Here is a 23,267-nt window from a genome sequence, read left to right as displayed (position 1 = left end):
TGCGGTGCGCTGGGTTCAGACGGTCGGGTTGAAGGTCTTGCCTTCAGCCGCCAGCTTGGCCAGCAGGGGCGCGGGCTTCCAGAATTTGGCGTCGTCCAGCGGGTTCTGCGCGAAGCGGTTCATGCTTTGCACCACGTTGAACAGGCCCAGCTGGTCAGCGTAGAGCATCGGGCCGCCGCGGTAGACCGGGAAGCCGTAGCCCATGATGTAGACCATGTCGATGTCGCTGGCCTTGGAGGCAATGCCCTCCTCCAGGATGTGCGCGGCCTCGTTGACCAGCGAGAACACCAGGCGCTGCACGATTTCCTCGTCGGAAATCTTGCGCGGTGTGATGCCCAGGCTCTTGCGGTGGTCTTCAATCATCTTGACAACTTCGGCGTTCGGGATCGCGTCGCGCTTGCCGGGCACGTAGTCGTACCAGCCTGCGCCCGTCTTCTGGCCGAAGCGGCCTTTTTCGCAGAGCAGGTCGGCGGTCTTGCTGTACTTCATGTCGGGCTTTTCGGTATAGCGGCGCTTGCGGATGGCCCAGCCGATGTCGTTGCCGGCCAGGTCGCCCATGCGGAAGGGCCCCATGGCAAAACCGAATTTCTCGATGGCCTTGTCGACCTGCTCGGGCGTGCAGCCTTCGTCGAGCAGGAAACCGCCCTGGCGGCCGTACTGCTCGATCATGCGGTTGCCGATAAAGCCGTCGCACACGCCGGAGACCACGGCCGTCTTGCGGATTTTTTTGCCGACCGCCATCACGGTGGCCAGGACGTCCTTGCCGGTCTTGGCGCCGCGCACCACTTCGAGCAGCTTCATGACGTTGGCGGGGCTGAAGAAATGCAGGCCGACCACGTCTTGCGGGCGCTTGGTGAACTCAGCGATCTTGTTGACGTCCAGCGTGGAGGTGTTGGAGGCCAGGATGGCGCCGGGTTTCATCACACGGTCCAGTTCTTTAAAAACCTTTTCCTTGACGCCCATCTCTTCGAATACGGCTTCGATCACCAGGTCGGCGTCTTTGAGGTCGTCGTAGCTCAGCGTGGTGCTCAGCAGGCTCATGCGCTGCTCGTACTTGTCCTGCTTGAGCTTGCCCTTTTTGACCTGGGCTTCGTAGTTCTTGCGGATGATGCCCAGGCCCTTATCCAGAGCCTCCTGCTTCATCTCGAGGATTTTGACCGGAACGCCGGCGTTCAGGAAGTTCATGGCGATGCCGCCGCCCATGGTGCCGGCGCCTATGACGGCCACCGCGTTGATCTCGCGCTTGGGCGTGTCTTCCGGCACGTCGGGAATTTTGGAGGCGGCGCGCTCGGCCATGAAGATGTGGCGCAGCGCGCGGCTTTCAGGCGTCCACATCAGGTTGATGAAGAACTCGCGCTCAAGCGCCATGCCTTCTTCGAATTTCTTCTTGGTGGCGGCTTCCACGGCGTCCACGCACTTGAGCGGCGCGGGGAAGTTCTTGGACATGCCCTTGACCATGTTGCGGGCGAACTGGAAGTAGGCGTCGCCGTTGGGGTGCTTGGCGCGCAGCTCACGCACCAGCGGCAGCGGCCGGGTGTCGGAAATCGACTGGGCAAAGGCCAGCGCTTCCTGGGCCAGCGATTCGGGCGAGGCAGCGAGCTTGTCGAACAGCTTCTGGCCGGGGATTTGCGCGAGCAGTTCGCTCTTGACGGGCTCACCGCTCACGATCATGTTCAAGGCCGGCTCCACGCCGAGCACGCGCGGCAGGCGCTGCGTGCCGCCGGCGCCGGGCAGCAGGCCCAGCTTGACTTCAGGCAAGGCGATGTTGGTGCCGGGCGCGGCGATGCGGTAGTGGCAGCCCAGGGCCAGTTCCAGCCCGCCGCCCATGCAGACGCTGTGGATCGCGGCCACAACGGGCTTGGCGGAATTCTCAACGGCGCGGATCACGCTGAGCAGGTTGGGTTCGGTCAGCGCCTTGGGCGTGCCGAATTCCTTGATGTCGGCGCCGCCCGAGAAGGCCTTGCCGGCGCCGGTGATCACGATGGCCTTGACAGCCGCGTCGGCATTGGCTTTTTGCAGGTTGTCGGTCAGGCTCAGGCGTGTCGCATGGCCCAGGCCGTTGACGGGAGGGTTGCTCAGGGTGATGACGGCCACGCTGCCGTGAACTTCGTAAAGGGTGGTCATTGCTGCTTCTTTCCTTGATGGGAGTTTCAATTGTTCAGTTGTCTCGGCTGGCGTTGAGCCCTGCAAGCCCTGGTGTTGCGACACCAACGGCCGCCTAAAAAAGTACGACCGTTCTTTTTCCATTGTAGGGGGCGTTTGTGACGGCACAAGTCCCCGGATGGACTGTTCAGTCTATTTTTGTCCCAGCGGTGACATGCCTGATGGCATTCACACGGTTTGTAGAACCTGTTTACAGCCTAAACGGGGCCGCGTTTAGGCTGTAAACAGGTTCTCACACCTCAAGCCACTCTTTGCGGATGTAGGCGTCGGCCCGCAGGCTGTCGGGCGTGCCGTCAAACACGATGCTGCCGTGGCCCATGACCAGCGCGCGGTCGGAAATCGCCATGGCAATCGTCAGCTTCTGCTCGATCAGCAGCACTGAAATACCTTTGGCCTTGAGGGTCTGCAAATACTGGCCGACGAGTTCGACGATCTTGGGCGCCAGGCCCTCGGTGGGCTCGTCGATGATGATCAGGTCGGGGTCGCCCATCAGCGTGCGGCACAGCGTCAGCATCTGCTGCTCGCCGCCCGAGAGCACACCGGCCTCGGTGTGCTGGCGTTCGCGCAGCCGGGGAAACATCTGGTACATGTCTTCAAAGGACCAGCGCGAACCCTTGCCGGATCCTTTCTGGCCCAGCAGCAGGTTCTGGTGCACCGTGAGCTTGGGGAAGATGTCGCGGTTTTCGGGCACATAGCCAATCCCCAGGTGGGCGATCTGGTAGGCCTTCTTGCCGACGATCTCCTGCTTTTTCCAGAGGATGGAGCCCTGGCAGTCGACCRGGCCCATGATGGCCTTGGCCGTGGTGGAGCGGCCCGACCCGTTGCGACCCAGCAAGGCGACGATCTGGCCGGGCTGCACGTCGAAATGCACGCCGTGCAGCACATGGCTTTTGCCGTAGAAGGCGTGGAGGTTCTGGATATGCAGCATCACAGGACTCCGACGGGCCGCCCCGAGGAGGCCGACGCCCCCTCGGGGGGCAGAGAGGACACGAAGTGCCGAACGTGGGGGCTCATGCTTTTCCTCCTGCTTGTGCGTCAGCCACCGATGAGCCTAGATACGCTTCTTGCACCCGCTGGTCGGCGCGCACGGCTTCGGGCGTGTCGTAAGCAATGATTTCGCCATACACCACCACCGCGATCTTGTCGGCCAGGCCGAACACCACGCCCATGTCGTGCTCCACGGTCAGCAGGGTCTTGCCCACGGTGACTTCCTTGATCAGGCTGATAAAGCGGCTGGTTTCCGAGCGGCTCATGCCAGCCGTGGGTTCGTCCAGCAGGATGACGCTGGCGCCGCCGGCAATCGTGATGCCGATCTCCAGCGCGCGCTGCTCGGCGTAAGTCAGGTTGGTGGCCAGCACGTCGCGTTTTTTGTCGAGCTTGATCATGGCCATCAACTCCTCGGCGCGCTGGTTGGCGTCGTCCAGGTCGGCCAGGAAGCGCAAGAAGGTGTATTTGTAGCCCAGGCTCCAGAGCACGCCGCAGCGCAGGTTCTCGAACACGCTGAGCTTGGGAAAGATGTTGGTGATCTGGAAGCTGCGAGACAGGCCCAGCCGGTTGATCTCAAACGGCTTTTTGCCGTCTATGCGCTGGCCGTTGAGCAGCACCTCTCCGCTGGTGGGCTCAAAACGCCCGCTGATGAGGTTGAACAGCGTGGACTTGCCGGCGCCGTTGGGGCCGATGATGGCGACGCGCTCGCCGGCTTTCACCTGCAGGTTGGCGCCGCGGATGATCTCGGTCTTGCCGAAGTTTTTCCGCAAATCCTTCAGTTCAAGCGAACAGGTGATGGCACTCACAACAGTTCCCTCCGCTTGATTTCTTTTTCGATGTCATCTTGTATCCGGCCCCATTGCGTGAGGAATTGCCGGCGCGTGAGTTCAAACAGCCCAAGGCCGGTGGCCAGCACAAAGCCCGCGCCCAGCCAGCTGTTGAGGTTGGTCGCGTTGAGCCGCACGCCCATGAAGCCAAGCTCCGGGCCCAGGGCCGCATTGAGCTGCAGGTGGTAAATCATTTCCACCATGGCGGCCGCGCCGGCCAGCGCGGTGAAGGCCGTCAGGGCCAGGCCCAGGTAACCGACCCACAACTCCCTGAGCTTGCCGAAGGCGGCCACGCGCAAATTCATCATGATCAGGCTGGCGATGCCGCCTGGCGCATACATCACCATAAAAAGAAAGATCAGGCCCACATAGAGCAGCCAGGCCATGGAGAGCTCGGACAGCAATATCAGCGCCACCACCAGCAGGCCGGCGCCGATGATGGGGCCGAAGAAAAAGGTCGCTCCGCCCAGGAAGGTGAACAGCAGCAGGCTGCCCGAGCGCACGCCGCTCACGACTTCAGCCGTGACGATTTCCGAATTGATGGCTGCCAGCCCGCCGCCTATGCCGGCGAAGAAGCCGGCGATGATGAAGGCGTAGTAGCGCACGCGCTGCGTGTTGTAGCCGATGAACTCCACGCGCTCGGGGTTGTCGCGCACGGCGTTCAGGATGCGGCCCAGCGGCGTACGCGTGAAGGCGAACATCGCGGCGGTGCAGATAAAGCAATACACCGCGATCAGGTAATAAACCTGGATCTGCGGGCCGAAGCTGATGCCGAACACAGCCTTGCCATAGGCCCGGTTGGTGGTGATGCCGCCCTCCCCGCCGAAGAACTCGGGGAACATCAGCGACATGGCGAACACCAGTTCACCCACGCCCAGCGTGATCATGGCAAAAGTGGTGCCGGCCTTCTTGGTGGTGACGTAGCCGAACAGCATGGCAAAGAACAGGCCCGACAGGCCGCCCACCAGCGGTATCAGCGGCAGCGGGATGTAGAACGTGCCCTTGGCGGCCAGGTTCATCGCATGCACGGCCAGGAAGGAACCCAGCCCGGCATAGACCGCATGGCCGAAGCTGAGCATGCCGCCCTGCCCCAGCAGGATGTTGTAGCTCAGGCAGATGATGACCAGGTAGCCGGCCTGCGACAGCATGGTGAGCGCCAGGCTGCTTTTGAACATCAGCGGCGCAACGATCAGCAGCAGCGCATACAGCGTCCAGAGCAGCCAGCGGCCGACGTTATAGGGTTTGAATTGGTAGTACGGAGTGGTTGCCATATGTCTGCGTTCAACCTTCCCGCGTACCCAGCAGGCCCTTGGGCCTGAAGATCAGGATCAGCACCAGGAACAGGAAGGGCAGTATGGGCGCCACCTGCGAAATCGTGAGCTTGAGCAGCGGATAGCCAAAGGTCTCGGGCGTCACCACGTACTTGAAGTGCCCCAAAAGCGTGATCAGCGACTGGTCGAGCGCAATGGCGAAGGTCTGGATCAGGCCTATCAGCAGCGACGCCAGGAAGGCGCCGCTCAGCGAGCCCATGCCGCCCACCACCACGACCACAAAAATGATGGCGCCCACCGAGCCGGCCATGGCGGGTTCGGTGACAAAGGTGTTGCCGCCTATGACGCCGGCCAGGCCCGCAAGCGCCGCCCCGCCGCCGAAGACGAGCATGAAGACACGCGGCACGTTGTGGCCCAGGGCTTCCACGGTTTCAGGATGGGTCAGCGCGGCCTGGATCACCAGCCCTATGCGCGTGCGCGTGAGCAGCAGCCAGATGCCGGCCAGCATGGCCAGCGAGATGAACATGATGAAGGCGCGCGATTTCGGAAAGTTGGTGCCGAACACCGTGAACAATGGTCCCTGCAGGCCTTCGGGCAGCACGTAGTTGACGGCCGAGCGGCCCCAGACGAGTTGCACCAGTTCCAGCAGCAGGTAAGACAGCCCGAAGGTGACCAGCAGCTCGGGCACATGGCCGAACTTGTGCACCTTGCGCAGGCAAAAGCGCTCAAAGGCCGCGCCCATCACAAACACCAGCAGCGGCGCCACCAGCAGCGACCACCAAAAGCCTATGACCTGCGAAGTGCTGTAGGCGATATAGGCGCCGACCATGTAGAAGGACGCGTGCGCGAAATTGAGCACGCCCATCATGCTGAAGATCAGCGTCAGGCCCGAGCTGAGCATGAACAACAGCAAGCCGTAGCTCAGGCCGTTGAGCATCGCGATGGTGAAGGATTCCAGATTCATCGATAAGCGCCTGTTGCAATAAAAACCGGATGAAAAAAAGGCCCGAACTCGGATCGGGCCTGTGTCCGTCAGCGGGACGCCGGTGTCAGCCCGGGCGCTTCATCTGGCACGAGGTGGGCGTGCTGGCCACATAGGGCTCATAGTATTTGACCGGCACAAAGGTGTAGCCGGTGTTCTCTGCATCGTAGGGGTATTTGCCGCCGGCTTTCTCCCATTTGTCGATGTACAGGCCCTGCTGCAGCTGGTGGTCGGTCTTGCGCATCTCGACGTCGCCGTTAAAGCTCTTGAAGCGCAGGCCTTCCATGGCCTTGGCCACCACGGCCGGCTCGGTCGACTTGGTCTGCGCCATGGCTTCGGTGAGGATGGTGAAGGCGTGAAAGATCGCGCCGGTGTAGAAGTCGTCGTTGAACTTCTTCTTGTACTCGGCCTGGATCTGTTGGATCTCGCCGCCCATGTTGAGGTGGTTGTAGGCCACCATGTAGACGCGCCCGGCCGAGCCCGCACCCAGCGCGGTCGGCGTGCCGGTGACACCGGCGTAGTAGGTGTAGAACTTGACGTTGTTCAGGCCCGCCTCGTTGGCCGCCTTCACCAGCAGCGACAGGTCGGAGCCCCAGTTGCCGGTGATCACGGTGTCGGCGCCCGACTGTTTGATCTTGGCGATGTAGGGCGCGAAGTCGCGCACCTGGGCCAGCGGGTGCAGGTCTTCGCCGACGATCTGGATGTCGGGACGCTTGCTGCCCAGGTTGGCCTTGGCGAACTTGGCGACCTGCTGGCCGTGCGAGTAGTTCTGGTTGATCAGGTAGACCTTCTTGATGTCCGGCTGCTCCTTCATGAAGGCCGTCAGGGCCTCCATCTTCATGGAGGTGTCGGCATCCAGGCGGAAGTGCCAGTAGTCGCACTTGCTGTTGGTCAGGTCCGGGTCCACAGCGGCGTAGTTGAGGTAGACGACTTCTTTGCCGGGGTTGCGCTCGTTGTACTTGGACAGCGCGTCCATGATGGCCAGCGCCGGGCCGGAGCCGTTGCCCTGCACGATGTAGCGCGCGCCCTGATCAATCGCGGACTTCAGCGCGTTGGTGGTTTCCTGCGGGCTGAGCTTGTTGTCGATGCCGATGATCTCGAACTTCACGCCGGCCTTGTTCTTTTTGCTGAATTGTTCGGCCAGGAACTGGAAGCCCTTGAGCTGGTTGGTACCGACCGCCGCCATCAGGCCGGACAGCGGGTCCAGCCAGGCGATCTTGACTGTCTGGTTCAGGTTCACGGCGCCGCCGGCGGCGGGCGCGGCAACAGAGGCTTTGGCCGGAGCGGCCGCCTTGGCAGGCGCCTGGGCCAGCGTCATGCCGCTGTAAAGCATGGCGGACACCGCCAGAGCGACGCCTGCATGCCGCGCGAAAAATCGGGTTTGGGTTGTCATCCCTTGTCTCCTGAAAATTTATGAATTTGCGAACGAAAACCTGACGGGGAACTGGCAAAGGTTAGGTCAAATGATGTTGCACTGCGTCAGGGAATGCCCTAGCGGTATGTCACAGATGTGACCGGAGCTAAGGCCCCCACGTTCATTCACTGCGTGTAACTCTCTGCCCCCCGAGGGGGCCGCTGCGCCTGCGGCCCGGCAAAGCCGGTTCCGCGGCCCCTGCTTGGTTTAAATCCGGGCTCCTCGAACTTTGGTTCTAGCTCTGCGGTAACTTGTAGTCCTTGAGCATTTCGCGCAGTTTTGTCTTGAGCATCTTGCCGGTAGCGCCCAGGGGAATGGCATCGACAAACACCACGTCATCGGGAATTTGCCATTTCGCGGTCTTGCCTTCATAGAAGCGCAGCAACTCGTCGCGCGTGACATCCATGCCGGGCTTTTTGACGACCGCGATGATGGGACGCTCGTCCCACTTGGGATGGGCTACGCCTATGCAGGCGGCCATGGCCACGGCCGGGTGGGCCACGGCGATGTTTTCGATGTCGATGGAGCTGATCCACTCGCCGCCCGACTTGATGACGTCCTTGCTGCGGTCGGTGATCTGCAAATAGCCGTCGGGGTCTATGGTGCCGACGTCGCCCGTGGGGAACCAGCCGTCGACCAATGGATCGCCGCCTTCGCCCTTGAAGTACTCACGCACGACCCAGGGTCCCTTGACATAGAGGTCGCCAAAGACCTTGCCGTCCCAGGGCAGTTCCCGGCCGTTCGCATCGACGATCTTCATGTCGACGCCGTAGATGGCGCGCCCCTGCTTGAGGCGTATCTTCATTTTTTCCTCAGCCGGCAGCGCGTCGTGCTTGTTCTTGAGCGTGCACAGCGTGCCCAGCGGGCTCATCTCAGTCATACCCCAGGCGTGCAGCACCTCCACCCCGTAGTCTTCACGGAAGGAATGGATCATGGCCGGCGGGCAGGCGGAGCCGCCTATGACCGTGCGTTTCAGGGTGGAGAACTTCAGGCCCGCGGGCTTCATGTGGGTCAGCAGCATCTGCCACACCGTGGGCACGCCGGCAGCGTAAGTGACTTTCTCGGCCTCCATCAGTTCGTAAACCGACTTGCCGTCCAGCGCCGGGCCGGGAAACACCAGCTTGGCGCCGGTGAGCGCGGCCGAGTACGGAATGCCCCAGGCGTTGACGTGGAACATGGGTACCACCGGCAGGATGGCGTCGCGTGCGGAAACGCACATGACGTCGGGTAGCGCGGCAGCATAGGCGTGCAGCGTACTGGAGCGGTGGCTGTAGAGCGCGGCCTTGGGGTTGCCCGTGGTGCCGCTGGTGTAGCACATGCTCGAAGCCGTGTTCTCGTCAAAGCTGGGCCAGGCGTAGTCGGCGCTTTGCGCGCCTATCCAGCTTTCATAGCTTTGCAGGTTCGGCACACCGGAGTCGGCCGGCAGCTTGTCGGCCTCGCACAGCGCGATGTAGTGCTTGATGGTCGGGCAGCGCGCATGCACAGCCTGCACCAACGGCAGGAAGCTCAGGTCGAAGCACAACACCTGGTCTTCGGCATGGTTGGCAATCCAGGCGATCTGGTCGGGGTGCAGCCGCGGGTTGATGGTGTGCAGCACCCGGCCCGAGCCGCTCACGCCGTAATACAGCTCCAGGTGGCGGTAGCCGTTCCAGGCCAGCGTGGCGACCCGGTCGCTGAAGGCCAGCTTGAGGCTGTCCAGTGCTTTGGCGACGCGGCGCGCGCGCTGGCCCATGTCCTTGTAGCTGTAGCGATGCAGGTCGCCCTCCACACGGCGCGAGACGATTTCAGCGTCGCCATGATGGCGCTCCGCAAATTCGATCAAACCGGAAATCAGCAGTGGCTGGCTTTGCATTAACCCGAGCATCAAAAAGTCTCCATGGTTGAAATAGTGGCGCGCGGTGGTGCGCGAGCAAACCATCATGCCGCAGCGCAGCAGCATGGTCATGCGGGATTGCCCGTGAATCCGCAGGCCCATGTCAGGTAGGGGACAATTTGCCCATGACCACTCCCAAGCCTTCAGAGCCCGATGCCGCAGGCACGGCCGGTGACGCCCTGACCTGGCGCAACAGCTTCGCCCAACTGGGCGAAAGCTTCTTCACGCGGCTGCAGGCGCAAGCCCTGCCGGGCCCCTATTGGGTGGGCCGCAACCGGGCCATGGCGCGCGAACTGGGCCTGCAGGCCGAATGGTCTGAGTCGCAGCTCGCGCTGGAAGCCTTTACCGGCAACCGGCTTTTGCCCGGCTCCGACCCGCTGGCCAGCGTCTACAGYGGCCACCAGTTCGGCGTCTGGGCCGGGCAGCTCGGCGACGGGCGCGCGCTGCTGCTGGGCGAAATTGATACGCCGGGCGGGCCGCAGGAGATCCAGCTCAAAGGGGCCGGCAAAACGCCCTATTCCCGTATGGGCGACGGCCGGGCCGTGCTGCGCAGCTCGATTCGCGAGTTTTTGTGCTCCGAAGCCATGCACGGGCTGGGTATCCCGACCACGCGCGCGCTGTGCGTGACCGGGTCCGACGCACCGGTGCGGCGCGAAGAGATAGAAACCGCCGCCGTGGTGACCCGCACCGCGCCCAGCTTTATCCGATTCGGCCATTTTGAGCACTTCAGCTATACCGGCCAGCACGCCGAGCTCAAGACGCTTGCCGACTACGTCATAGACCGCTTCTACCCTGCCTGCCGCGAAGCGCCGCAGCCGTATGCCGCCCTGCTGGAAGCCGTCAGCGCGCGTACCGCCCGGCTGATGGCGGACTGGCAGGCCGTGGGCTTTTGCCACGGCGTGATGAACACCGACAACATGAGCATCCTGGGCCTGACCATAGACTACGGTCCCTTCCAGTTCCTGGACGCCTTCGACCCCAACCATATCTGCAACCACTCGGACACCCAGGGCCGCTATGCCTACAACCGCCAGCCCAATATGGCCTACTGGAACCTGTTCTGCCTGGGGCAGGCCCTGCTGCCGCTGATGGAAGACCAGGAACAGGCGCTGGCGGCGCTGGAGCCCTATAAAACCCTCTTTCCCGAAGCCCTGTACGCCCGCATGCGGGTCAAGCTGGGCCTGCCGGACGAGCAGCCCGACGACAAGGCCCTGGTGGACAGCATCTTCAAACTGCTGGCTGCCAACAAGGTCGACTACAGCATTTTCTGGCGGCGCCTGAACGACTTCACGCCGCAAAGCGGCCATGAGCCGGTACGCGACCTGTTCTTCGACCGCGAATCCTTCAACGCCTGGGCGCAAGACTATTCAAGGCGGCTTGCCGGCGTGGACCCGGCGTCGCGCACCGGTTTGATGCACAAGAGCAACCCGAAATTCGTGCTGCGCAACCACCTGGGCGAAGAAGCCATACGCGCGGCGAAACTAAAAGACTTTTCGGGTGTCGATACCTTGCTTGCCTTGCTGCAGTCCCCATTTGATGAACATCCCGGCCATGACAGCTTTGCCGGGTTCCCGCCCGATTGGGCTTCGTCGATTGAGATCAGTTGCAGTTCGTAACATCGAAATCACAAAATCAAACCACACCACACCAGGACCCAGATCATGAGCGCCAAGATCCAGAAAACCGACGCCGAATGGAAAGCCCTGCTGGCCGAAAAAGGCGCCGAGCCGGCCGCCTTTGAAGTCACCCGCCACGCGGCCACCGAGCGCCCCTTCACCGGCAAGTACGAAGCCGTCTGGGCCGACGGCAGCTACCACTGCATCTGCTGCGGCGCCAAGCTGTTTGAATCCGAAACCAAATTCGACGCCGGCTGCGGCTGGCCCAGCTTTTCCGAGGAAGCGGTGCCCGGGGCGATCGAAGAGATCGTGGACCGCAAGCACGGCATGATCCGCACCGAAACGGTGTGCGCCAGCTGTGGCGCGCACTTGGGCCATGTGTTTCCTGATGGGCCGTCCCCGACGGGCCTGCGCTACTGTATGAACTCGGCTTCCCTGGACTTCAAGCAAAAATAAAACACTTCTTTCGTTCGCCCAGAACCAAAGCACTTCACACCGTTGGCCCTGAGCCTGTCGAAGGGCCGTTCGCACCCACCAGGCTTCGACAAGCTCAGCCCGAACGGCAGGGAAACACCCATCAAGCGACTCGCGATAATCAGCACATGAAACTTCTTTTCGACTTTTTACCCATCGTCCTGTTTTTCGGCATGTTCAAGTACGCCGAAGGCCACAAGGACTGGGCAGCCAGCACGGCCACCGACTGGCTGGGTTTTATGGTCTCGGGCGGCGTGGTCGGCCCATCGGAAGCACCCGTGCTGCTGGCCACCGTGGTGGTGATCATCGCCACGCTGGCGCAAATTCTCTGGCTCAAGGTGCGCGGCAAAAAAGTGGATACCATGCTGTGGGTCAGCCTGGCGCTGGTCACGGTGCTGGGCGGCGCCACGATTTATTTCCACAGTGAAAACTTCATTAAATGGAAGCCCACGGTGCTCTACTGGGTCATGGGCAGCGCCCTGCTGGTCGGCCAGCTGGTCTTCAAGAAAAACGGCATCAAGTCGCTGATGGGCGCCCAGATGGAGCTGCCGGACGCCATCTGGCGTGCCGTCAATTTCAGCTGGGTCGGCTTTTTCGCCGTCATGGGTGTGCTCAACCTGTGGGTGGCCTTTACCTTCCCCACCGCCACCTGGGTCAACTTCAAGCTGTTTGGCGGCCTGGGCCTGATGGTGGTGTTTGTGCTGGCGCAGGCGGTGTACCTGAACAAGCACATCAAGCCCGGCACCACGCCATGACGGCCGGCGTTTCCAGCGCCCTGCCCGTGCGCACGCAAGACATAGAGAAGCAGCTGCAGGCGCGGCTGCAGCCCACGCGGCTGGAGGTGCTCGATGAAAGCGCCTCCCACGCGGGGCATTCGGGCGCCAACGCCGAAGGCTATGGCAGCCACTTCCGCATCCGCATCGCCAGCCCGCTCTTTACCGGTAAAAGCCGGGTTGCGCGTCATCGGCTTGTGTATGATGCACTGCAAAATTTCATTGATCAGGGCCTGCATGCCCTGGCCATCGAGATCATCGAGTCACCCTGAAGCCCGCGGCGCCCTCGTAACTTCGGCCGCGAAGGCCGGGCGCCATACAGAACCAGACCCTAACAAGCATTCATCAAAGGACTGCAAGACATCATGAAGAAACAATTTGTACTGGCTACCGTCGTTGCGGGCCTGCTGGCCGTGGGCGCCCAGGGCGCCCTGGCGCAAAACCTCGCCATCGTCAACGGCAAGGCCGTTCCCAAGACCCGCCTGGATTCGCTGGCCCAGCAAGTGGCCAAGTCGGGTCGCCCCGTGACGCCGGACATGGAATCCCAGTTGCGCGAGGAAGTGATCGCGCGCGAAGTCTTCATGCAGGAAGCCGAAAAACGCGGCCTGTCCACCAGCGAAGACGTCAAGGTTCAAATGGAACTGGCGCGCCAGACCATCCTGATCCGCGAGCTGTTCGCCGACTACCAGAAGAACAACCCGGTCACTGAAGCCGAAATGAAGGCCGAGTACGACAAGTTCGCCCAAGCCAACGGCGGCAAGGAATACAAGGCGCGCCACATCTTGGTGGAAAAAGAAAGCGAAGCCAAGGAAATCATCGCCAGCCTGAAAAAGGGCGCCAAGTTCGACGACATCGCCAAGAAGAAATCCAAAGACCCCGGATCCGGCGCCAAGGGCGGCGACCTCGACTGGGCCAACCCCTCCAGCTATGTGCCTGAGTTCACCGAAGCGCTGGTCAAGCTTAACAAGGGCCAAACCACCGAGACGCCTGTGAAGACCGAGTTCGGCTACCACGTGATTCGTGTCGACGACATCCGCGCGGCGCAGCTGCCTTCCTACGATGAAGTCAAACCGCAGATCGCCCAGCAGATGCAGCAGCAAAAACTGGCGGCCTTCCAGACCGACCTGCGCAAAAAGGCCAAAGTCGAGTAAGCGCCACAGCGTTGCGGGTGCCCTGCCCGCCTTGCTTCCTGAAAAGCGGCCTTTGGGCTGCTTTTTTTTGCCGTTTTTTCGGTGCGCTTGACGGGATGAATTGCCGATTGACGTAGGTGACGCGGCCCGTTCCAATGGCACACCCTCTTTCTGGAGCTTCCATGCCTGATCCCGCCCCCAGCCTTCCCCAGCCTGTGCAAGATGCCCTGCAACGCGGCAACCTGGTCGAGGCCATCAAACTGATGCGCGCGGACACCGGGCTGGGCCTGAAGGAAACCAAGGACGCGCTGGAAGCCTATATGCGCGGCGAACCGCCGTCCGGCGGCTTTGCACCCAAGGCATTGCCCGACGGCGCTCCCCTGCCCGCGCAGGTTCAGCAAGCGCTGGACCAGGGCAACAAAATCGAGGCGGTGCGGCGCTTGCGGGGCCTGACCGGCATGGGGCTCAAGGAAGCCAAGGATGCGGTGGAGGCCGGGGGTATCGGACTCGAAGCGGGACCGGGCACGGGCACGAGCGAGGGACTGTCCCCGGGCCAGGTGCGTGGCTCGAACGGCTTGTGGTGGTGGCTTGTCGCGCTGGCCGTGCTGGCGGCGGCTGCGTTTGTGCTGCTGGGCTGCGCCTCGGCACCTCAGGCGTCCGCCGCCGAGTTGGCTCCTTCCGGCAAGCTCAAGGCCGCCATCAATTTCGGCAACCCCATCCTGGCGGTAAAAGATGCGGCCACAGGCGAGCCACGCGGCGTGTCGGTGGATCTCGCACGCGAGCTGGGCAGGCGGCTGGGTGTGCCGGTGGAGCTGGTGACCTTCACATCGGCCGGCAAGGTGGTTGAGGCGGTCGGGGACGCGCAGGTCGACATCGCCTTTGTCGCGATTGACCCTGTGCGCGGCGCCGACATGCTGCAGACGCCGCCCTACGTCATCATCGAGGGGGCTTACCTGGTGCGCAACGATTCACCGATACGCCGCAATGAAGAGGTGGACGAGGCGGCCAACCGCGTCGTGGTCGGCAACGCGAGCGCCTACGACCTGTACCTGAGCCGTGAACTCAAGGCCGCCAGGCTGGTGAAGGCCCCGACCTCACCGGCGGTAACCGACGTCATGGTCGCGCAGAACCTGGAAGTGGCGGCCGGCGTCAAGCAGCAGCTGGAAGCCGACGCCAAACGCCTGCCCGGCCTGCGCCTGCTGCCGGGGCGCTTTATGGTGATCAACCAGGCCATGGGTCTGCCCAAGGGGCGTGAGGCAGGCGCGCGCTATCTCTCGTCCTTCATTGAGGAAATGAAAGCCTCGGGTTTTGTGGCGCAGGCCCTGGCGCGGCACGGGATTGAGGGCGCGGCGGTCGCGCCGCCCGGCCGCTAGCGCCTGGGAATCACTCCCGCCGCAGGGATTGCAGCATCTGCAGCGCGGGCACATTGACCGCCGCCGGGTCACCATTGCTGAGAATGGTGAAACCCACCTGCAATTCACCGATGGCGACCATGCCTTGGGTCATGTTGCGGTATTCGCCGGGCTTGGGCGCCCGATCAGTGGCGAAAAAGTACGCGCCGAACAGGCCCTGGCCCGACAACTCACGCACCGGGATATCCGTCTCGACAGCCTGCGGCTTGGCCTTCTCGGCAGCGGCCGCCACCATAGCCCGCAGAAAATCCGGCGTGATCGGCTTGGAGTCTGCGCGCATCGGCCAGATGGGGGTGACCAGAATCTGGAAATTTTTCTCGGTAATGGACGACAGCATCACGGTGGGTGGCAGCTCCGGCGTGGCGCGCCGCACCTGGCCCCGCCAGCCCACGGGAAGTGGAATGATCAGCGCCGGCCGCTCGGGCAGCGCCACGCGCATATCGGCGGCGATGGCGCCGCAGGCGAGCAATCCGGACAGGATGGCGATGAATACGTGTTTAAACAATCGGTTCATGGACATCCCTCGTCTGTGTTATTGATGATCAGCCTACCCACTTGCGCGCGTTGTGCCACAGGCTCATCCACGGGCTGCGCTCGCTGGCATTACCTGAAGTCCAGCTCTTCTGGATGTTGCGGAACACGCGCTCGGGGTGCGGCATCATAGCCGTGAAGCGGCCGTCCGCGGTAGTCACGGCCGTCAGGCCGCCGGCGCTGCCGTTGGGGTTGGCCGGGTAGGCTTCCGTCGGCTGGCCGTGGTTGTCGACATAACGCATGGCGGCAATAGCCTTGGACGCATCACCCCGGAAGGCGAAATTGGCATAACCCTCGCCGTGCGCGACCGCGATCGGCATCCGGCTGCCGGCCATGCCCTTCAGAAAGATGCTGGGGGACTCCAGCACTTCGACCATGCTCAGGCGCGCCTCGAAGCGTTCGCTGCGGTTGGTGGTGAAGCGCGGCCAGGCCTCGGCGCCCGGGATGATGTCGGCCAGCTCGGCGAACATCTGGCAGCCGTTGCACACGCCCAGGCCGAAGGTGTCCTGGCGCGCGAAAAAGGCCTTGAACTCGTCGGACAGCACCGGATTGAAGGTGACGGAGCGCGCCCAGCCCACGCCGGCGCCCAGGGTGTCGCCGTAGCTGAAACCGCCGCAGGCGACGATGCCCTTGAAGTCGGCGAGCTTGGCGCGGCCGCTCTGCAGGTCGGTCATGTGCACGTCGCAGGCTTCAAAACCGGCTTCGGTGAAGACGTAGGCCATTTCCATGTGCGAGTTGACGCCCTGCTCACGCAGCACCGCCACGCGAGGCCGTGCCGACAGGTTCAGCGCGGGGGCCGCCGGCAGCTTCGCCGGGTCAAACGTCAGTTGCACATGCAGGCCCGGGTCGTCGGGCTTGCCGGCGGACGCATGTTCGGCATGGGCGCAGTCGGGGTTGTCGCGCTGCTGGCAGATCTTCCAGCTGACCGAATCCCAGACCTGGTGCAGATCCTGCAGTTTGGCCGAGAACACGGCCTTGGTATCGCGCCAGACCTGGATTTCACCCTTGCCAACTTCCAGCGAAGCGTGCTGCGGGCGGGTCTTGCCGATGAAATGGCTGAATTTGGCGAGGCCGTGCTCGCGCAGGGTCTGCATGACCTCGTTGCGGGCTGCGGTCGCGACCTGGATGACCGCGCCCAGCTCTTCGTTAAACAGCGCCTTGAGCGTGAGCTCTTCGCGGCGTGCACCGACCTGGCTTGCCCAGTTCTTGCTGTCGCCGGTGTCCATGCGGCTGTCGGAAATACCGTCGCCTTCGACCAGCAGCATGTCGATGTTGAGTGACACGCCCACATTGCCGGCAAAACCCATTTCGCAGACCGCGGCGAACAGGCCGCCGTCACTGCGGTCGTGGTAGGCCATCAGCTTGCCTTGCTTGCGCAGCGCATTGATGGCGTTGACCAGGTTGACCAGGTCTTTGGGGTCGTCGAGGTCGGGCACTTCGCCCTCTTCCTTGTCCAGCGTCTGCGCGAGGATGGAGCCGCCCATGCGGTTCTGGCCCTTGCCCAGGTCGACCAGGATCAGCGTGCTGTCGGCCTCCGCCGCGTCCAGCTGCGGCGTCAGTGTGCCGCGCACGTCGGGCAGCGTGGCGAAGGCGCTCACGATCAGCGAGACCGGCGAGGTGACTTTTTTGCCGGTATCGCCCTCGTTCCACACGGTGCGCATGGACAAGGAGTCCTTGCCGACGGGAATCGACACGCCCAGCGCTGGGCACAGCTCCATGCCTACAGCTTTGACGGTTTCATAGAGCGCGGCATCCTGGCCGGGCTCCCCGCAGGCGGCCATCCAGTTGGCCGAGAGCTTGACGCGTGGCAGTTCAATCGGCGCGGCCAGCAGGTTGGTGATGGCCTCGGCAACCGCCATGCGGCCCGATGCCGCGGCGTTGACGGTGGCCAGCGGCGTGCGCTCGCCCATGCTCATGGCCTCGCCGGCAAAACCGCTGTAGTCGGCCAGCGTGACGGCGCAATCGGCCACCGGCACCTGCCAGGGACCGACCATCTGGTCGCGGTGCGTAAGGCCGCTCACGGTGCGGTCGCCTATGGTGATCAAAAAGCGCTTGGAAGCGACCGTGGGGTGGCTCAGCACGGCAATCGCGCTTTTTTGCAGGTCCACGCCGGTCAGGTCTATCGGTTTGACCGTGTGCTTGACGGACTTCACGTCGCGATGCATTTTGGGTGGCTTGCCCAGCAGCACATTCATGGGCATGTCGACTGGCGCCGCTGCGTCCTTGTCGGACAGCACCAGTTGCTTTTCTTCGGTGGCGACACCAATTACGGCAAACGGGCAGCGCTCGCGTTCGCAAAAAGCCTGGAACTGCGGCAGCGACTCGGGCGCGACCGCCATCACGTAGCGCTCCTGGCTTTCGTTGCTCCAGATTTCCTTGGGCGACAGGCCGCTTTCTTCGAGCGGCACGGCGCGTAGGTCGAACTTCGCGCCACGGCCGGCGTCGTTGACGAGCTCGGGGAAGGCATTGGACAAACCGCCAGCGCCCACATCGTGGATCGCCAGGATGGGGTTGGCCGCGCCCAGYTGGGCGCACTGATTGATGACTTCCTGGGCCCGGCGTTCGATTTCGGGGTTGCCGCGTTGCACCGAGTCGAAGTCAAGCTGTGCCGCATTGGCGCCCGAAGCCATGGAGCTGGCCGCACTGCCGCCCATGCCGATGCGCATGCCAGGGCCGCCCAACTGGATCAGCAAGGTGCCGGCTGGGAACAGTATTTTTTTGGTCAGCGCCGCGTCTATGGTGCCGACGCCGCCCGCGATCATGATGGGCTTGTGGTAACCCCAGCGCTGGCCGGCCACGGTCTGCTCGTATTCGCGGAAATAGCCGGCCAGGTTGGGCCGGCCGAACTCGTTGTTAAAAGCCGCGCCGCCCAGCGGGCCCTCGGTCATGATTTGCAGCGGGCTGGCGATGTGCTCGGGCTTGCCATAAGACGTGGCAGCGTCGTCAAACAGCCTGGAGACCGTGAAGCCTGTCAAACCCGCCTTGGGCTTGGAGCCGCGGCCGGTCGCGCCTTCGTCGCGGATCTCGCCGCCCGCGCCGGTGGAGGCGCCCGGGAATGGCGAAATCGCCGTGGGGTGGTTGTGCGTCTCGACCTTCATCAGCACGTGCATTTGCACGCCCTCGGTGGCGCTGTAGCTCTGGCGGCCTGTGGCGTCCGGCTTGGCGTAAAAACGCTGGCTTTTGTAGCCTTCCATGACGGAGGCATTGTCCGAATAGGCCACCACCGTGTGCTGGGGGTGCAGCTTTTCGGTGTTGCGGATCATGCCGAACAGGCTCTTTTCCTGCGGCACGCCGTCAATCGTGAAATCGGCGTTGAAGATTTTGTGCCGGCAATGCTCGCTGTTGGCCTGGGCGAACATCATGAGCTCGACGTCGGTCGGGTTGCGCTTCAATTGCGTGAAGGCATTGACCAGGTAGTCGATTTCGTCGACGGCCAGCGCCAGGCCGAACTCGGCATTGGCTTTTTCGAGCGCGGCCTTGCCGCCTGCCAGCACGTCAATGGTCTGCAGCGGCGCGCCCTGCAGTTCGGTGAAGAGGCCGGCAGCCTCCGCGCGGTCGAACATCACGCTTTCCGTCATGCGGTCGTGCAGCAGGCCGGCGACTTGCTCGCGCTGGGTGGCGCTCAGGGCCGTCTTGCCTGTCCTGAGCACGGTCGAAGGGCTGAAAAACCCGCTTTTCAGCGTGACACGGTATTCGGTGATGCGCTCCACGCGCTTGACGGCCAGGCCGCAGTTGTGGGCGATGTCCGTGGCCTTGGAGGCCCAGGGCGAGACGGTGCCGAACCGCGGGGAGACGATAAAGACCAGGGCCTCGCCATCCTTGCCGGCGGCCGGCGGGCAGGGCTCGCCGTAGGTGAGCAGCGCCGCGAGCTGGGCCTTGGCGGCGTCGGAAGGAGGCGATTCGGTCGCCACCAGGTGCACAAAACGGGCACTGATGCCGACGATCTTGTCGTGGATGGCTTGCAGGCGGGGAAGGAGTTGCTGGACACGGAAGTCGCTGAGGGCGCTGATCCCGTGGGGTTCGCCCTCAAAAGTCGTCAGGTGCAGGGTCACGGTAGCGGTGGCCTTGTAGTGGGGAGTGGGCAGCTCATGGCTGGGGATTTAACACCGCCTGCAAGCGCCTGTTGCCCTGTTGGTGACCGGCCTTTGCGGGGTTCGCGTTAACCCGTAATTTTATCAGCGACTGGGCCTTTGCCGGGCCCAGCGAACGCCGGGCATGGGCACTTTTGCGATTCATTCAGGCCAAAAAAGCAAAAGCCCTTGGGCCCATGCTGAAAATGCATGTCCCCGGGAGCGGTGGGATAATCGGACCCATGAGCATTACTTACAAAGACGAGGCCGGGATTGAAGGCATGCGCCTGGCCGGCCGGCTGGCTTCCGAGGTACTGGACTACCTGGCCCCTTTCGTGAAACCGGGCGTGACGACCAATGAAATCGACCGGCTGGCCCATGACTACATGACCCAGGTCCAGGGCACCATTCCCGCCACCCTGGGCTACGGCCCCCCGGGCTATGTGCCCTACCCCAAATCGCTGTGCACCTCGGTCAACCACCAGGTCTGCCACGGCATCCCCAACGACAAACCGCTCAAAAAAGGCGATATCGTCAATATCGACGTGACGGTCATCACCAAGGACGGCTGGCACGGCGACAACAGCCGCATGTACCTGGTCGGCGAAGCCTCGATCGCCGCCAAGCGGCTGTGCAACATCACCTATGAAGCCATGTGGCAGGGCATCATGCGCGTCAAACCCGGCGTCCGGCTCGGCGACATCGGCTTTGCCATCCAGACTTTCGCCGAAAAACAGGGCTTTTCCGTGGTGCGCGAGTTCTGCGGCCACGGCATCGGCAAAAACTTCCATGAAGAACCCCAGGTGCTGCACTACGGCCGCCCCGGCACGCTGGAAGAGCTGGTGCCCGGCATGACCTTCACCATAGAGCCCATGATCAACGCCGGCAAGCGCGACATCAAGGACGGCCCCGAAAAAGACGGCTGGAGCATCGTGACCCGCGACCATTCGCTGTCCGCCCAGTGGGAGCACACCATCCTCGTGACCGACACCGGCTACGAGGTGCTGACCCTGTCCGCCGGCAGCCCGCCGATTCCGGCCTTTGTGCCGCAGCAAAGCCCGGTCCAGGCCACGGTCAGCGCCTGAGCGGCGCCCCTATGGCCCCCATGCCCGTGCCGCGCGCGTCCCCTGACACGGCCCCTACGGCAATGACAAGCCTGCCGCAGTTGCGCGAGCAGTACAAGGCCGGCAAGGCCGCGCTGCTGGCCTCGCTGGCCGCCAGCGGCGCGTCCTCGCGCGGCATCCACAGCCTGCTGCAAAAATTCGCCCGCCATGCCGACGCCACGCTGCAGGCGCTCTGGGAAGGCGCGGGTTTTCCGGCCGCGGCCTGCCTGGTCGCCGCAGGCGGCTTCGGCCGCGGCGAGCTGTTTCCCCATTCCGATGTGGACGTGCTGCTGCTGCTGCCGGACAACGCCGACGTCGATGCCGACCCGGCTCTCAAGGCCAAGGTCGAACGCTTTATAGGCGCCTGCTGGGACGTCGGCCTGGAAATCGGCTCCAGCGTGCGCACGGCTTCCGGTTGCGTGGAGGAAGCCTCCAAGGACGTCACGGTCCAGACCTCGCTGCTGGAGGCACGCTTAGTCGCGGGCGCCAAAAAGAACTTCCAGCAGCTGCAAAAACGCCTGGCCGCCGTGCTGGACCCGCAAGCCTTCTATGTGGCCAAGACGCTGGAGATGCGCCAGCGCCACAACAAGTTCGAAAACACGCCCTACTCGCTGGAGCCCAACTGCAAGGAGTCGCCGGGCGGCCTGCGCGACCTGCAGGTGATCCTCTGGGTGGCGCGCGCCGCCGGCCTGGGCAAGTCCTGGGACGACCTGGCGCGCAGGGGCCTGGCCACGGCCTTCGAGGTGCGCCAGATCAAGGCCAATGAAGCCCTGCTGAGCCTGATACGCGCGCGCCTGCACCTGATTGCCGGGCGCCGCGAAGACCGTCTGGTGTTCGACCTGCAAACCGCCGTGGCCGAATCCTTCGGCTATTCGGCCGAGGCCGACGATGGCAGCAAACTGCCGCGCCGCGCCAGCGAGGCGCTCATGAAGCGCTACTACTGGGCCGCCAAGGCTGTGACCCAGCTCAACCAGATCCTGCTGCTGAACATCGAGGAGCGGCTGAACCCCAACACCTACCCGCTGCGGCCCATCAACGAACGCTTTAGCGACAAAGCCGGCATGCTGGAGGTGGCCAGCGACGACCTGTATGCGCGCGAGCCGCACGCCATCCTGGAAACCTTTTTGCTGTACGAGACCACCGTCGGCATCAAGGGCCTGTCGGCGCGCACCCTGCGCGCGCTCTACAACGCCCGAGGCCTGATGAACGGCAAGTTCCGCAGCGACCCGGTGAACCGCGCGACCTTTCTTCGCATCCTGCAGCAGCCCGAGGGCATCACCCACGCGATGCGGCTGATGAACCAGACCTCAGTGCTGGGCCGCTACCTCTGGATCTTCCGCAAGATCGTCGGGCAGATGCAGCACGACCTGTTCCACGTCTACACGGTGGACCAGCACATCCTGATGGTGCTGCGCAATGTGCGGCGCTTTTTCATGGCCGAGCACTCGCACGAATACCCCATGTGCTCGCAACTCGCGGCCGGCTGGGACAAGCCCTGGATTTTGTACATCGCCGCGCTGTTCCACGACATCGCCAAGGGCCGCGGCGGCGACCATTCCGAGTTGGGCTGCAAGGACGTCCGTGTGTTCTGCCGCCAGCATGGCATCGCGGCCGAGGACGCCAGGCTGATCGAATTCCTGGTCGGCGAGCACCTGAGCATGAGCCGCATCGCCCAGAAAGAAGACCTCAGCGACCCGGAAGTCATCGCGGCCTTTGCCAGGCGCGTGGGCAACGAGCGCTACCTCACGGCGCTCTACCTGCTCACGGTGGCCGACATACGCGGCACCAGCCCCAAGGTGTGGAACGCGTGGAAAGGCAAGCTGCTCGAGGACCTCTACCGCTACACCCTGCGGGTGCTGGGCGGCCGCGCGCCCGATGCGGACGCAGAGGTCGAGGCCCGAAAGCGCGAAGCCCTGACAACCCTCGCCCTGCACGCCGAGCCTTTCGAGGCGCACAAGGCGCTGTGGGACACGCTGGACGTCAGCTACTTCATGCGCCACGAGGCGTCCGACATCGCCTGGCACGCACGCCAGCTCTCGCGCCACGTCGGCACGGCCAAGGCGGTGGTGCGCGCGCGCCGCTCATCGGCCGGCGAAGGCATGCAGGTGCTGGTCTACACGCCGGACGCGCCCGACCTGTTCGCGCGCATCTGCGGCTATTTTGACGAGGCCGGCTTCAGCATCCTGGACGCCAAGATCCACACCGCCCAGAACGGCTATGCGCTGGACACCTTCCAGGTCGTGAGCCCGACGCTGGCCGACCACTACCGAGAGCTCGCGGCCATGGTGGAGGCCGACCTGGACCGCACCATCGAGGAGCCCGGCCCCCTGCCACCGCCCGGCAAAGGCCGCGTGTCGCGCCGCGTCAAAAGCTTCCCGATCGCGCCGCGCGTCGACCTGCGGCCCGACGAAAAAGCCCAGCGCTGGCTGCTCAGCGTTTCGGCCAGCGACCGTGTCGGGCTGCTGTACCGCATCGCGCGGGTGCTGGCACGCCACCGTATCAACCTGCAACTGGCCAAAGTCAGCACGCTGGGCGAGCGCGTGGAAGATACTTTCTTGATCGACGGCCCCGAACTGCAGCACAACAAGGCGCAGATCGCGATTGAGACTGAGCTGCTCGAAGCGCTCAATACCTGAGCCGG

17 protein-coding genes and 1 pseudogene are annotated in these 23,267 nt (G+C 63.5%); 9 read left to right on the top strand and 9 right to left on the bottom strand.

The annotated features are described in order from the left end of the window. Window positions 1-15: 15 nt before the first annotated feature. From AC1DXS_RS08655 to AC1DXS_RS08625, 7 genes are all read right to left on the bottom strand, one after another. Complete coding sequence (locus AC1DXS_RS08655) at window positions 16-2,124, bottom strand: 3-hydroxyacyl-CoA dehydrogenase NAD-binding domain-containing protein (RefSeq protein WP_477737105.1); 2,109 nt, start codon at window positions 2,122-2,124, stop codon at window positions 16-18. A gap of 271 nt (window positions 2,125-2,395) precedes the next feature. Beyond that, window positions 2,396-3,091, bottom strand: coding sequence for an ABC transporter ATP-binding protein (locus AC1DXS_RS08650; RefSeq protein WP_477737104.1), 696 nt, complete (start codon window positions 3,089-3,091; stop codon window positions 2,396-2,398). A gap of 82 nt (window positions 3,092-3,173) precedes the next feature. Next, the gene (locus AC1DXS_RS08645; RefSeq protein WP_477737103.1) at window positions 3,174-3,956 is read right to left on the bottom strand and encodes an ABC transporter ATP-binding protein; all 783 of its coding nucleotides are present in this window, start codon (window positions 3,954-3,956) and stop codon (window positions 3,174-3,176) included. After that, window positions 3,953-5,248, bottom strand: coding sequence for a branched-chain amino acid ABC transporter permease (locus AC1DXS_RS08640; RefSeq protein ID WP_477737102.1), 1,296 nt, complete (start codon window positions 5,246-5,248; stop codon window positions 3,953-3,955). Before AC1DXS_RS08640 ends, AC1DXS_RS08645 begins: the two co-directional genes overlap by 4 nt. A 10-nt stretch (window positions 5,249-5,258) precedes the next feature. Further along, window positions 5,259-6,212, bottom strand: coding sequence for a branched-chain amino acid ABC transporter permease (locus AC1DXS_RS08635; RefSeq protein ID WP_477737101.1), 954 nt, complete (start codon window positions 6,210-6,212; stop codon window positions 5,259-5,261). Window positions 6,213-6,297: 85 nt separating this feature from the next. Continuing rightward, a complete protein-coding gene (locus AC1DXS_RS08630; RefSeq protein WP_477737144.1) occupies window positions 6,298-7,563 on the bottom strand; it encodes a branched-chain amino acid ABC transporter substrate-binding protein in 1,266 nt (421 codons plus the stop codon). 316 nt (window positions 7,564-7,879) lie between these two features. After that, complete coding sequence (locus AC1DXS_RS08625) at window positions 7,880-9,508, bottom strand: 3-(methylthio)propionyl-CoA ligase (RefSeq protein WP_477737143.1); 1,629 nt, start codon at window positions 9,506-9,508, stop codon at window positions 7,880-7,882. A gap of 134 nt (window positions 9,509-9,642) precedes the next feature. On the opposite strand from AC1DXS_RS08625, the gene AC1DXS_RS08620 reads away from it, so the two are divergent. From AC1DXS_RS08620 to AC1DXS_RS08590, 7 genes and pseudogenes are all read left to right on the top strand, one after another. Continuing rightward, window positions 9,643-11,133: a protein adenylyltransferase SelO gene (locus tag AC1DXS_RS08620; protein WP_477737100.1), complete on the top strand. Its 1,491-nt coding sequence runs from the start codon at window positions 9,643-9,645 to the stop codon at window positions 11,131-11,133. A 45-nt stretch (window positions 11,134-11,178) separates the two neighbouring features. Beyond that, the gene (gene msrB / locus AC1DXS_RS08615) at window positions 11,179-11,589 is read left to right on the top strand and encodes a peptide-methionine (R)-S-oxide reductase MsrB (RefSeq protein ID WP_477737099.1); all 411 of its coding nucleotides are present in this window, start codon (window positions 11,179-11,181) and stop codon (window positions 11,587-11,589) included. 146 nt (window positions 11,590-11,735) lie between these two features. After that, the gene (locus tag AC1DXS_RS08610; RefSeq protein WP_477737098.1) at window positions 11,736-12,362 is read left to right on the top strand and encodes a septation protein A; all 627 of its coding nucleotides are present in this window, start codon (window positions 11,736-11,738) and stop codon (window positions 12,360-12,362) included. Next, window positions 12,359-12,652, top strand: a complete 294-nt coding sequence (locus tag AC1DXS_RS08605) for a BolA family protein (protein ID WP_477737097.1) — start codon at window positions 12,359-12,361, stop codon at window positions 12,650-12,652. The genes AC1DXS_RS08610 and AC1DXS_RS08605 overlap by 4 nt, the downstream gene beginning before the upstream one ends. A 93-nt stretch (window positions 12,653-12,745) precedes the next feature. Continuing rightward, on the top strand, window positions 12,746-13,531 hold the full coding sequence (locus tag AC1DXS_RS08600; RefSeq protein ID WP_477737096.1) for a peptidylprolyl isomerase: 786 nt from the start codon (window positions 12,746-12,748) through the stop codon (window positions 13,529-13,531). A gap of 134 nt (window positions 13,532-13,665) precedes the next feature. Further along, window positions 13,666-13,995: pseudogene (locus tag AC1DXS_RS08595) on the top strand (hypothetical protein); the annotation flags it as partial. A 141-nt stretch (window positions 13,996-14,136) separates the two neighbouring features. Beyond that, window positions 14,137-14,883, top strand: coding sequence for an ABC transporter substrate-binding protein (locus AC1DXS_RS08590; protein ID WP_477737142.1), 747 nt, complete (start codon window positions 14,137-14,139; stop codon window positions 14,881-14,883). A 10-nt stretch (window positions 14,884-14,893) separates the two neighbouring features. On the opposite strand, the gene AC1DXS_RS08585 is transcribed toward AC1DXS_RS08590, so the two are convergent. Next, complete coding sequence (locus AC1DXS_RS08585) at window positions 14,894-15,442, bottom strand: hypothetical protein (RefSeq protein ID WP_477737095.1); 549 nt, start codon at window positions 15,440-15,442, stop codon at window positions 14,894-14,896. A gap of 22 nt (window positions 15,443-15,464) precedes the next feature. Beyond that, a complete protein-coding gene (gene purL / locus AC1DXS_RS08580; RefSeq protein WP_477737094.1) occupies window positions 15,465-19,505 on the bottom strand; it encodes a phosphoribosylformylglycinamidine synthase in 4,041 nt (1,346 codons plus the stop codon). A gap of 260 nt (window positions 19,506-19,765) precedes the next feature. Here purL and map point away from each other — a divergent pair, with 260 nt between their 5' ends. After that, window positions 19,766-20,608 carry a type I methionyl aminopeptidase gene (map, locus tag AC1DXS_RS08575; RefSeq protein WP_477737093.1) on the top strand — a complete coding sequence of 281 codons (843 nt, stop codon included), beginning with the start codon at window positions 19,766-19,768 and terminating at the stop codon, window positions 20,606-20,608. A 62-nt stretch (window positions 20,609-20,670) separates the two neighbouring features. Further along, the gene (locus AC1DXS_RS08570; RefSeq protein ID WP_477737092.1) at window positions 20,671-23,262 is read left to right on the top strand and encodes a [protein-PII] uridylyltransferase; all 2,592 of its coding nucleotides are present in this window, start codon (window positions 20,671-20,673) and stop codon (window positions 23,260-23,262) included. The last annotated feature ends 5 nt before the right edge of the window (window positions 23,263-23,267 follow it).

The sequence above is a fragment of the Polaromonas sp. P3_B1 genome (assembly GCF_056402935.1).
The sequence above is the reverse complement of the archived record's forward strand: the minus strand, read 5'-3'. Positions and strand labels throughout refer to the sequence as shown.

What these genes read in the sequence shown, in the direction of transcription:
- AC1DXS_RS08625 (WP_477737143.1), bottom strand. Translation starts at nt 9,508, where the DNA reads ATGCTCGGGTTAATGCAAAGCCAGCCACTGCTGATTTCCGGTTTGATC.
- AC1DXS_RS08605 (WP_477737097.1), top strand. Translation starts at nt 12,359, where the DNA reads ATGACGGCCGGCGTTTCCAGCGCCCTGCCCGTGCGCACGCAAGACATA.
- AC1DXS_RS08640 (WP_477737102.1), bottom strand. Translation starts at nt 5,248, where the DNA reads ATGGCAACCACTCCGTACTACCAATTCAAACCCTATAACGTCGGCCGC.
- AC1DXS_RS08585 (WP_477737095.1), bottom strand. Translation starts at nt 15,442, where the DNA reads ATGTCCATGAACCGATTGTTTAAACACGTATTCATCGCCATCCTGTCC.
- AC1DXS_RS08570 (WP_477737092.1), top strand. Translation starts at nt 20,671, where the DNA reads ATGACAAGCCTGCCGCAGTTGCGCGAGCAGTACAAGGCCGGCAAGGCC.
- AC1DXS_RS08600 (WP_477737096.1), top strand. Translation starts at nt 12,746, where the DNA reads ATGAAGAAACAATTTGTACTGGCTACCGTCGTTGCGGGCCTGCTGGCC.
- AC1DXS_RS08655 (WP_477737105.1), bottom strand. Translation starts at nt 2,124, where the DNA reads ATGACCACCCTTTACGAAGTTCACGGCAGCGTGGCCGTCATCACCCTG.
- msrB (WP_477737099.1), top strand. Translation starts at nt 11,179, where the DNA reads ATGAGCGCCAAGATCCAGAAAACCGACGCCGAATGGAAAGCCCTGCTG.
- AC1DXS_RS08610 (WP_477737098.1), top strand. Translation starts at nt 11,736, where the DNA reads ATGAAACTTCTTTTCGACTTTTTACCCATCGTCCTGTTTTTCGGCATG.
- AC1DXS_RS08635 (WP_477737101.1), bottom strand. Translation starts at nt 6,212, where the DNA reads ATGAATCTGGAATCCTTCACCATCGCGATGCTCAACGGCCTGAGCTAC.
- map (WP_477737093.1), top strand. Translation starts at nt 19,766, where the DNA reads ATGAGCATTACTTACAAAGACGAGGCCGGGATTGAAGGCATGCGCCTG.
- AC1DXS_RS08630 (WP_477737144.1), bottom strand. Translation starts at nt 7,563, where the DNA reads ATGCTTTACAGCGGCATGACGCTGGCCCAGGCGCCTGCCAAGGCGGCC.